This is a genomic window from Thiohalomonas denitrificans (assembly GCF_016841685.1).
Classification (GTDB): domain Bacteria; phylum Pseudomonadota; class Gammaproteobacteria; order Thiohalomonadales; family Thiohalomonadaceae; genus Thiohalomonas; species Thiohalomonas denitrificans_A.
Genome location: NZ_JAENYR010000103.1, coordinates 1 through 9,382 on the forward strand (window position 1 = coordinate 1; position 9,382 = coordinate 9,382).

10 protein-coding genes and 1 pseudogene are annotated in these 9,382 nt (G+C 60.1%); 2 read left to right on the forward strand and 9 right to left on the reverse strand.

All coding sequences use genetic code 11. From position 1 onward, the window contains the following. Nucleotides 1-619 precede the first annotated feature (619 nt). Complete coding sequence (locus Q7L05_RS15750) at nt 620-1,660, forward strand: ATP adenylyltransferase family protein (RefSeq protein WP_303908900.1); 1,041 nt, start codon at nt 620-622, stop codon at nt 1,658-1,660. Here the strand turns inward: Q7L05_RS15750 and Q7L05_RS15755 are convergent. Further along, complete coding sequence (locus Q7L05_RS15755) at nt 1,581-1,880, reverse strand: hypothetical protein (protein WP_303908903.1); 300 nt, start codon at nt 1,878-1,880, stop codon at nt 1,581-1,583. The two genes, Q7L05_RS15750 and Q7L05_RS15755, sit on opposite strands and share 80 nt — an antisense overlap. 283 nt (nt 1,881-2,163) lie before the next feature. Between Q7L05_RS15755 and Q7L05_RS15760 the strand changes: the two genes are divergently transcribed. Continuing rightward, nucleotides 2,164-2,700, forward strand: a complete 537-nt coding sequence (locus Q7L05_RS15760) for a hypothetical protein (protein WP_303908905.1) — start codon at nt 2,164-2,166, stop codon at nt 2,698-2,700. An 11-nt stretch (nt 2,701-2,711) separates the two neighbouring features. Here the strand turns inward: Q7L05_RS15760 and Q7L05_RS15765 are convergent, their stop codons facing one another. The 8 genes and pseudogenes from Q7L05_RS15765 to Q7L05_RS15800 all read right to left on the reverse strand — a co-directional run bounded on the left by Q7L05_RS15765 (nt 2,712) and on the right by Q7L05_RS15800 (nt 9,131). Beyond that, on the reverse strand, nt 2,712-3,131 hold the full coding sequence (locus tag Q7L05_RS15765) for a hypothetical protein (protein ID WP_303908907.1): 420 nt from the start codon (nt 3,129-3,131) through the stop codon (nt 2,712-2,714). A 165-nt stretch (nt 3,132-3,296) separates the two neighbouring features. Then, a complete protein-coding gene (locus tag Q7L05_RS15770; RefSeq protein ID WP_303908909.1) occupies nt 3,297-3,611 on the reverse strand; it encodes a hypothetical protein in 315 nt (104 codons plus the stop codon). A gap of 324 nt (nt 3,612-3,935) precedes the next feature. Beyond that, a pseudogene (locus Q7L05_RS15775) lies at nt 3,936-4,775 on the reverse strand (HAD-IIB family hydrolase); the annotation flags it as partial. A 43-nt stretch (nt 4,776-4,818) separates the two neighbouring features. Next, nucleotides 4,819-5,232 carry an alternative ribosome rescue aminoacyl-tRNA hydrolase ArfB gene (arfB, locus tag Q7L05_RS15780; RefSeq protein ID WP_303908914.1) on the reverse strand — a complete coding sequence of 138 codons (414 nt, stop codon included), beginning with the start codon at nt 5,230-5,232 and terminating at the stop codon, nt 4,819-4,821. A 119-nt stretch (nt 5,233-5,351) separates the two neighbouring features. Then, nucleotides 5,352-6,893, reverse strand: coding sequence for a putative bifunctional diguanylate cyclase/phosphodiesterase (locus tag Q7L05_RS15785; protein WP_303908917.1), 1,542 nt, complete (start codon nt 6,891-6,893; stop codon nt 5,352-5,354). A gap of 6 nt (nt 6,894-6,899) precedes the next feature. Further along, a complete protein-coding gene (locus tag Q7L05_RS15790) occupies nt 6,900-7,745 on the reverse strand; it encodes a cache domain-containing protein (RefSeq protein WP_303908920.1) in 846 nt (281 codons plus the stop codon). A 51-nt stretch (nt 7,746-7,796) separates the two neighbouring features. Continuing rightward, a complete protein-coding gene (locus Q7L05_RS15795) occupies nt 7,797-8,336 on the reverse strand; it encodes a YaeQ family protein (RefSeq protein ID WP_303908922.1) in 540 nt (179 codons plus the stop codon). Further along, nucleotides 8,337-9,131 carry a hypothetical protein gene (locus Q7L05_RS15800; protein WP_303908925.1) on the reverse strand — a complete coding sequence of 265 codons (795 nt, stop codon included), beginning with the start codon at nt 9,129-9,131 and terminating at the stop codon, nt 8,337-8,339. It abuts the gene before it with no gap. Nucleotides 9,132-9,382: the final 251 nt, after the last annotated feature.

Consider the following 9,382-nt stretch of genomic DNA (forward strand, 5'->3'; position numbering starts at 1 on the left):
CAGGCGGGGTCACCGGCCAGCACCAGACCGCGCCGACGGCCGGTGGCTTCGGCATCCTCCCGCAGGCGGCTGGCCAATGCGGCGATAACGCTGGGATCGGGTGATTTCATGGTTTCCTGCAAGGCGTCGACGGCTGTCACCACAGAGAACAGAGAGTAGACCTGCCCGGAAAAGAAACGGGGATCGTGGTGGTAGTCACCTGTACCGGGGATTGTCCCCCAGTCGGGGTTCGCGTGGAAGCGGCAAGACTTCTACCATAAAGGACTTCTAATCATCCAACGCGGATTTCGTTGTGCCCAAAATGCCGAGTACAAGACGCGCTGCGCAGCGCAATGGCCGGCCTTGTCAAGCAGCGCAGCGCCGTAATCGGCGATTTCGGGCGCAACCCTTCGGGCTCGAGCCGTTTTGTCCGCTGAGTGCGTTGTTCGCCCCGTCTTTGGGGCGACCCCTTCGGGCCCGCCTGCGGCGGTCCGGATGCGCTCCAGGCGAATCCGTGCAGTTCGCTCATGTAGAGCGACTGTACATCGCTCACTGCGCCTTGCCAGCGAACAAAACCGCGGCGAGCGAAACCGTGTTGATTAGAAGTGCCCTAAACAGAACTTAACAACGGCAAAGACCCATGAGCGACACCATTATTCAGCCCGGGACCCTGTGGGAGAGCATCCTTGACCGCAGCGAGGCGGCGATCGCCGCCGGCAAACTGCACACCATAGCGACACGGCGCACTCGCATCGAGGATGGCGGCATGCGCTTCAGCATCCGTATTGCCGAGAACCTCCGGCGCAAGGCCGAGGAGAGAGCCGGCCGGGAAACCGACGAGCGCGCCGACCCTTTCCTGCCGCCAGAAGCGGAGCTGACGGTGGGGGATATCTCTGCGAGCCATCGCGCCGTACTCAACAAGTTCAATGTAATCGAACATCACCTGCTGATCGTCACCCGTGAGTTCGAGGAGCAGGAACAGGTGTTGAACCGGGCGGATTTCGAGGCCTTGTGGATGGCGATGCGGGAGTACCCGGCTCTCGGATTCTACAACGGCGGCAGGGTGGCCGGCGCCAGCCAGCGCCACAAGCATTTGCAGGTCATCCCCCTTTCCGCATTCGAGGAGAACCCGGCGCTCCCCCTCGACCCGCTGCTGGAGTCGGTACGGACCGGCCCGTTGGCCGCATCCCGACTGCCGTTTCGTCACTCTGCAGCGCGCCTCGGACCCGAACTGTTCCAATCGCCCTCCCGGGCGGCGCTGGTTACGCACGACCTCTACCGCAAAATGCTCGAACAGCTTGGATTGTCTCCCGTCACCAGGGAAGGCAGGGAATTCCAGTCCGGACCTTACAACCTGCTAATGACCCGCGAGTGGCTGATGGTAGTGCCCCGCCGCTGCGAACACTGGGACACGATCTCCATCAACGCGCTGGGATTCGTCGGTTCGCTGTTTGTGCAGGATGAGACGGAGGTGAAGAAGATCAAAGAGGCGGGACCCATGAAACTGCTGGAAACCGTAGCCGAATTAACCGGCGGGCCTGACCTCCCCAAGGGGGCACAGCACGGCTGGAAGCAACTCCCGCCCGCCGAATGGAAACCGGTCAGGCCCGTCCGACGTTGGTGTCGTTGGGCGAATGGTAGTAATCGCTCTCCTGCGCGTACTGATCAATCAGGCGCTTGAGTTCCTTCATGCGATCGTCAGCGGTACTGAGGGGAGCGCAATCATCACAGTGAGGATCACCGCACGGCTGGCGAGAGTGGAGCCAATAATGGACGACGCCGGCCAGCAGGCCATCGGCGATATCCCACAAATTGGCTTCCCGATCCGCATCTGCCATCCGATTGCCAAGCTCTACGACCTGGCTCGCGGCCTCGTCCAACGGGTTCAACTCAGGATCCATAGTCGGTCTCTTGGGGTTTGGGGCGATTTGGACGTTTTCGTTTTTTCGGTGCCCACGACCTCCACAGCTTGCAACCAGGCAGTGGGTTTCGGAGACATACAGTTACACGACCTCGCATATCCCTTCAACCGGAAACAGTAGCGGGGTCCCGAACGATGCCGCAATCCCGGTGTAAGGACTGGCAATCCCATCACAGATCCACGGGAATTTCAGGCTTTCAATGACAAGCGCCGCCCGCCGTTCTACCATGCAGCGGCCGATTATCGCCAATGAAGATATCCTGATGGAATTTAAGAAACTTGCAAAGCGCATTTTTTGGACCGGCGTCTTGCTGTTCCCTTTCTTTTGGCTGGTATTCACCGACGAGGGCCAGCGCTTCGGAGACGTGCTCCTTCTCAAGTTGACCGGACGTGAAGAGGTGCGTATCAATTTCGATGAACTCTATCCCTCCATCACCGAGCCCCAGCTGCGCCAGGTCTGGCCGGACCTCGAGTTCGAATGCCGGGATCAGGCGAGCGCATTTGGTTCACGCCTGTGTGCGACCGATATCGCAGCCTTTAACAAGATCCCCTCCCGTTACGTGACCTTCTTTTTCGCCGATGAGAGGTTACGGGCGATGAAAATCGGCTACCAGCGCGCGTACCATGGCGCCATTACCAACCATTTGGACGGCATGCTGGGCGCAGCCATGGTGTCATCCCGAACCGACGATGACGGCGTCTATCAGTGGCGAGCCGGCGGTGGCATCGTGGTCATGCCTCAGGAAAAATTAGGCAAAAACGACGAGCCCGCCCTGCTCTGGTTGGCGAAGGCCGGATAAGGGACAGGGGCTTACCCATACCACGGCTCACACCTCCCTGGCGTTCGGGTAGCCTGTGGACGTCCCTTGCCCGCCTCGATGCCTGCCTTCCAGTCGGCCACAAAGTGTTCGATGGACTCGATGAAATCGGGGTCGTGTTCCTCGCGATTGATGGTGCAGTGAATCACTACCTCCTTGCTGCCGTTGAGGTCGGCGGTAACGGTCCACTGCAGGGCATTGGGGCAGCTGGGTAGGGTGAAACGCACACCGTCACGAATCATTTCGCGATGGATGCGGAACTGCCCCCAAAGGCTGTAGATTTCCCCTTTTTCCCCCTGGCTGGCGATGACCTTATCGATGGATGCGCACCAGTCCGGCAGGTTATTGATGCGCACGTAGCGCTGCAGGTCGGCATCCCGCATGAGCGTCGACGCCCTGGCGATGAATTCCATCCACTATCTCCACTCGCTGATGTCGTTTGAACCGGCTCGCCGATCCGTTCTGACCCACAAGGCTGCTCCCACCTTTCCCGACTCACAATGATCGGCGTCAATTCCGGCCCACCCGAATGACGATAATGCACACGGAATGCTGCGCCCCGCGGTGCAACTGCCTTTCTAATGGACGATCTCCACCTCGGAACGTTCGCAGATGTGCCAGCCCTGCTGAAGCGCATTCTCTACCAGAAACTCATGGGAATAGTCGTAGTTGGCATCGGTGCAGGGGGTTTCGTCATCCACCCGGCACTTGAATGATTCATCTTCGGGATTCCAGACGACGAACGTGAGAGGACCCGAGTACCAGCGGCCATCCATCATTTCAGCGCCGAACTCCGGAGCCTCGGCCACTTCGAGTTGGCGGTAAAGACAGGTGTAGTCGGTAAGCTTTTCCGGGTCTTGCCAGACTCTTTTTTCAACATAACAGCGGTTCATCGGCCGCAAATCTCCTATATCCGGAACCGGCCGCCAAGCCCGTTCCCAAGTGGCCCATAAGGGAGGCATCCCGCACCTGGTGTACTATTCCAGGCCTGTGGCAGGCTGTTGAAAAACGTTCTCTCCTCGAGGGGGAGGGCTGGGGCAAGGGGGCTCAATAAAAGGGAAGTTACTGATTTCATACCCCTCATCCTAACCTTCTCCCTCAGGGAGAAGGGAAAAAAACCTTTGCAGGCGTGAGAGGCACACTAGCACCCCCAGGGGAATCCATGCACCCCTGCCGTGCCAATCCAGACCTCTATACCCGGTGCAGTCGAACTACCGCATCCAGGCTTCGGTTTCGGGCAGAAAGTGGGCCAGCCCTTCCAGCACCCCCGCACTGTAGTTGCCGTTCATGTGGTGAAAGCCACCGCGGGCGACATACAGCCGCCGCTCGAGCCCCAGCACACGCAGTGACCGACTCGCCTCGCTGACCACTTCGGAGTGGGCATTGCGAACCAGAACAGCCCGGAGTCGGCCGCTGGTGACCACCGGCAGGTCGTTGCCGCTGTCACCTGCAAAAACGGTTCGCGTAGCATCGAAGCCGCGACGCGCCATCAGAAACTCCATCGCGTGCAGCTTGGTGGCGGAGGCCGGCAGCACATCGAGCAGGCCGATGTCGGCCGCTTCATCGACACTCCAAATCAGGCTGGCGCGCACATCCTTCGCCGCCAGGCGGCTGCGCATTTCCGCCAACAGCTCATCACGCACCAGGCCGGATGGCGCGTAGTAACTGAGTTTGAAGGTGTTCTGTTTTTCCGGCTCCTGCAGACGCAGGAGATCGAGGTCGGCAAACAGGGCTGCCAGATCGCCATGGTCGGCACCGGACCAATCCGGAGCGATATGCTCGGCCCATTCCCGCCAGGGCCGCCAATGGTCACCGTGGATCTCGTACAGGGTGGTACCGACATCGCCGATGGCGTAATCCGGGTTGGGGATGGCGTAGTCGGCAATCGCCTGCCGCAGTAGCGCCTGGTGGCGACCACTGACGTAGGCCAGCATCAACTCGGGCCGGGCGGCCAGTGTCCGCAGTCGCGGACGCGCCTCTGCCGATTCCGGTGCGGCACCGTTGGGCAGAAGGGTTCGATCCAGATCACTGCACAGAAGAATCGACGGATTGGTCATTGTTAATTGGGTATTGGGTATGGCAGAAATCAGCAAGAATCAATCAAGGGCGGATATTCTTGCGCAAGTCCTTGTTGCGACCATGCTTCTTCTTACTTTCGATTCTCCGCCTCTGGGAGCCTTTGGTCGGTTTTGTCGGCCGCCGTTTTTTGCGGGTGGCTACCGCGCTCTGGATCAGCATGCGCAGCCGTTCCAGCGCCGCCTCCCGGTTCTTTTCCTGACTGCGGTGCTCCTGGGATTTGATGATGATGACGCCGTCCTGACTAATCCGCTGATCCGACAGCGCCAGCAGTCGCTCCTTGTAGGTATCCGGCAATGAGGAGGCGCAGACATCGAAGCGAAGATGCACGGCCGAGGATACCTTGTTGACGTTCTGTCCACCCGCCCCCTGCGAGCGGATTGCACTCAGCTCAATTTCGGTGTCGGGAATGGTGACCTGTTGAGATATCTTCAGCATCGAAATCCTGCCATTCGGCAATAACGTTTAGCCATTGGAAGCGACACCTTTGCGAACCTGTCGGCAAAGGCAGATCTTCACCGGTTTTGACCCGCCATGTTGCCGAATATTCCCGGCCGTCAGGTTTGTACAGCGGGCGTCAGGCCGGCCTGCCCCGAGACACTGGCCAGCCATTCGACAAAGGCCGCGGGGGGCAGCGCCCGGCTGATGTAGTAACCCTGAAACCGGTCGCAGGCAAGTTCGGCCAGAGCATCACGGGTAGCGCCATCTGCCACTCCCTCGGCAACCACCACCAGCCCCAGAGTATGGGCCAGACTGATGGTGGAGGCGACGATGCTGGCATCGTTTTCTTTCCTGCACATATCGGCCACAAAGCTGCCATCCACTTTGAGTTCCCGAACGGGCAGTCGTTTCAAATAGACCAGCGACGAGTAGCCGGTTCCGAAATCATCGATAGAGAGCGGACAACCCATCGCCGCGAATCGATTCAATACACCGAGCGCCTGCTCTGCATCATGCATGATGGCGCTTTCGGTCAATTCGAGTGTCAATCGGTGCGGGGCCCGGGTCGACTGCTCGATCAGTTCGGCAACGTGATCGGGCAGCGCCTCGTCCTGCAGGTCGTGCGCGGACAGATTGACGCACATTGCGAGATCCAGACCCTGCCGCATCCAGATCGCCTGCTGGGCGAGGGCCCGCTTCAGTACCCAGCGAGTCAATGCCTTGATGACGCCGGTCTGTTCCGCTATAGGGATAAACTCGGCAGGCGGGATCAGGCCCAGTTTCGGGTGTGCCCAGCGAACCAGCGCCTCGGCGGCCACCACCCGGTTTTCCTTCATGGATACCTGCGGCTGATAATGCAGTACCAGCCTGTCCTCCTCGATCGCCTGACGCAGGTCGCCGAGCAGAGTCAGTCGTCGCGTGCCGTGTGGATCCAGGCTGCTGTCGTACACGGCATAGTTCTCCCGGCGACGTTTCGCCTGGCGCATGGCGACATCAGCGCGGCGCAGCAAGGCTACTGCGTAATGGGCGTGTTCGGGGTAGAGGGCGATGCCAATGTTGGCCAGCATATCCAGGGAAATGCCGCCGACGTAGAACGTCGGCGAAAGCGTGCCCCGAATCATCTTCACCACGTCCGCGGCACTGGTCTCGCCCGGAGCCGGCAGGGCAACCGCAAACTCGTCGCCGCCTGTGCGGGCGACCACCAGCGCGTCCGGAAGACCTTGTTCGAGGCGTTCTGCCACCTGCCGGAGAAGGGTGTCGCCGGTCTCATGACCGAGGGTCACATTGATCTCGTTCACACGCTGGATGTTGAGCAGGGCCAGGATGAAGCGCTTTCCCTCTTGTGTGGCGGTGTCGACCGCATGGGCAAGTTGCTCGTCGAGGGACTTGCGGTTGGGCAGCCCGGTCAAGGTGTCGTAAAGGGCGGCGTGCTCCAGGGCCCGAAGGTGATCTTCACGCAGTTGCATCCGGGCCCCACTCTCCTCGGTAACGCGCTTGCGCCACTCTTCCATCTGCCGTTCCGCACGGGTCAGCGAGATGAAAAACAGAATCAACAGCATTGGTCCCACCAAAAACGACGCGGCAACCATGTCGGTGACCACGACGTGGCTCTTCGCCGTACGTGCGGTGATATCGCGCACCAGCAGCAGTCGGCCCACCTGGCGCTAACGGGCGTCTTGCAACGGTAAGGCACCGGCAATGTATTGACGGTCGTTCAGGGAGAAGCGCTCGATGGAATCCGGTTGCGAACGAAGCCGGGCGACGAGGTCGCGAAGCGCCGCCGGCGGCATGACGGAATCCGTCCCGGAGACCAGCACCTCATCATCAAGAAGATCCCAACGGGGTTTGCGCCCCAGCATCTCCAGACCACCTTCCCATTCATTGCGAGAGAGATAGGCTTTTTCGATCAGTATCCCGATTTCCATGTCGAACAGTTGATGTAGCCGGGGGGTGAGACGCCCCACCTCCTCTCCTAATTCCAGATAGCCCAGCAGCTCGCCATTGTGGCGCCAGGGCAGCACGGCGCGGAGGGTGAAGGTCCCCAACGGTCCCAGTTCCAGGCCGTGGCTCAGTTCGCCGGTCCGCTGTGCGGACTTGGCCGTATAACGGTCAATGACGTCACCGAAGTACTCGGGTTGATGGACCCGCAGGAAATTCACCCGGTCGGGATCATGAAAGTAGAAGTGGGTGATGCGGTGATGCTCCCGCAGGCGGTCGAAAAGTGGCCTGGCGAGTTCCCGCAGGTGTTCCCGATCACGGGCGGCAAACGCCTCTACCAGGGCTTTATCCTGTGCCGCCGTATCGAGTACGACCGCCAACCGCTCGGCGTGGTCCTTGAGGAAAGAGCGATAGACCTTGCCGAGGGTCTGGCTGGTATCGACAAACTCCTGCTCGATGCCGGAGGCCTCTTCGCGATAGATGCTGAACACCAGCACCGCAAAGAGAACGAGTCCTCCCAGTACAAACGGCAGCAGAACGGGTTTTTTCAGGTTGACGACGGAACGATCCATCGAGGCCCTTTCTGGAAAAGGTGATCAAAACGGGAAGTAAGGATTATTCGCCTAACCGTACCATCTAAACGGCTCGATCGGCACGGTGATCTGCGAATTCCCCAGCCAGATCTGCCCGTCCTGTATGGTGCATTGCAGACGCATGCTTCTCTCTGCCAGGGCGGCCAGGCCGTCGGTAACGGACGGGGCCAGATTGAAGACCTGCAGATTGTTGAAGCGGGTGACCCGGTTATGGGTCCGTTCCCACCACAATTCGGCCGCATGCCCGCCGTAGGCATAGATCACCACCCGCTCGGCACGGTTGCAGCTCTTGCGAATGCGTCGCTCGTCAGGCTGGCCCACATCGAGCCAGGTTTCGATGTCGCCGGACAGACTCTTGGCCCAAACCGCCGGCTCGTCATCGACGCAAAGTCCCTTGGTGAACTCCAGCCGTTCCTCCGCGTGCAGGGCAAACACCAGCAGCCGCACCATCAGACGTTCGCTGGTCTCCGAGGGATGCCGGGCCAGGGTCAGGTGATGTGTGCCGTAGTAGCCGCGGTCCATGTCGGCGATGGCCAACTCGGCCTTGTAGATGGTTGCGGTCAGAGCCATTTATGCCAGTACCGGCAACGGCTGGTCGATCGCCTGGAGTGCCTCCAGGGCGTCGGCTCGATCCTTGATGTCCTTCACTGCCCGCTTAAAAAAGGGACGCAATGGCTTCTTCAAGTGGCGCAAAACCTCCTTGTTGGGAATGCCCTTCAGCACGGCAAAGAGCGCCAGCGCATAGGTCATATCGTATTGCGACAGGAAACTGCTGCGCTCGGCGGCCGGGCCGGCACAGGAGCCGCAGCCGCCCCTCGGCGCCTTGAACGCGCTGTTGGCCAACATCAGGCCGAAACCCATGAAGACCCCGAGCACCTCGGTCAGGTGCGGCCAGTTTTCCCGTCCGCCGGGCGGTTCCTCCTCGGCCGTTGAACCAAGGAAGTGAGCGAAATTATGGACGAAACTGGCGATCAGCGCCTCGGGGTTACCAATCAGGTTCGGATCATAGGTGAAAACCAGGCAGTCCCCCTCGCTCTCTTCGGGGGCGAGACCCTTTGCACCACGGATCGCACCCTGCAACGCCAGCCTGGGCCGGGCGTCGGGATCAAACCGCTCCGGCTCCACCAGCCGTGAGGGCCAGTGGCTTAGGCCCGCATGCTGTCGGACCTGCTCGAAAATCAGCTGCGCCATGCCGTGGACCGACTGTTCCCGCCCCGGAAAGTGCTCATTGGAGGGCACCACCAGAACCGTCTCGCGGTAGAATACGTCACTGCCAAAGTTCTTCAGGGCCCAGGCATAAACATCGAAAAGCCACCAGATGTGGGCCTCATCGAGCAACGGCTCGCTACGAAAAAGCGCAAACATGTCTTCATCCGATTAAAATCGTCGCCCCCATTATCGCATGAATGCGCTAGGAGCCTGTCGGACTTGACCGATCGTAGCGAGCGGAAGCCGGTTTGAGACAGATTTTTCGATCTTTCGAGGCGAATACGACTGCATGGACGCAGTCGGTAGAGCGAAGCAGGATGCCCGAGTCGAGTGGGTCTATTTGACGAGAAAGGTGACTGCTCACTCCCCCGTCATTCCCGCGGAGGCGGGAATCCAGAGAGCAGCGG

Bases quoted from the DNA above. Each gene is read 5' to 3' on its own strand.
- arfB (WP_303908914.1), bottom strand. From the start codon at position 5,232: ATGCTGAAGATATCTCAACAGGTCACCATTCCCGACACCGAAATTGAG.
- Q7L05_RS15750 (WP_303908900.1), top strand. From the start codon at position 620: ATGAGCGACACCATTATTCAGCCCGGGACCCTGTGGGAGAGCATCCTT.
- Q7L05_RS15800 (WP_303908925.1), bottom strand. From the start codon at position 9,131: ATGTTTGCGCTTTTTCGTAGCGAGCCGTTGCTCGATGAGGCCCACATC.
- Q7L05_RS15765 (WP_303908907.1), bottom strand. From the start codon at position 3,131: ATGGAATTCATCGCCAGGGCGTCGACGCTCATGCGGGATGCCGACCTG.
- Q7L05_RS15790 (WP_303908920.1), bottom strand. From the start codon at position 7,745: ATGGATCGTTCCGTCGTCAACCTGAAAAAACCCGTTCTGCTGCCGTTT.
- Q7L05_RS15770 (WP_303908909.1), bottom strand. From the start codon at position 3,611: ATGAACCGCTGTTATGTTGAAAAAAGAGTCTGGCAAGACCCGGAAAAG.
- Q7L05_RS15795 (WP_303908922.1), bottom strand. From the start codon at position 8,336: ATGGCTCTGACCGCAACCATCTACAAGGCCGAGTTGGCCATCGCCGAC.
- Q7L05_RS15755 (WP_303908903.1), bottom strand. From the start codon at position 1,880: ATGGATCCTGAGTTGAACCCGTTGGACGAGGCCGCGAGCCAGGTCGTA.
- Q7L05_RS15760 (WP_303908905.1), top strand. From the start codon at position 2,164: ATGGAATTTAAGAAACTTGCAAAGCGCATTTTTTGGACCGGCGTCTTG.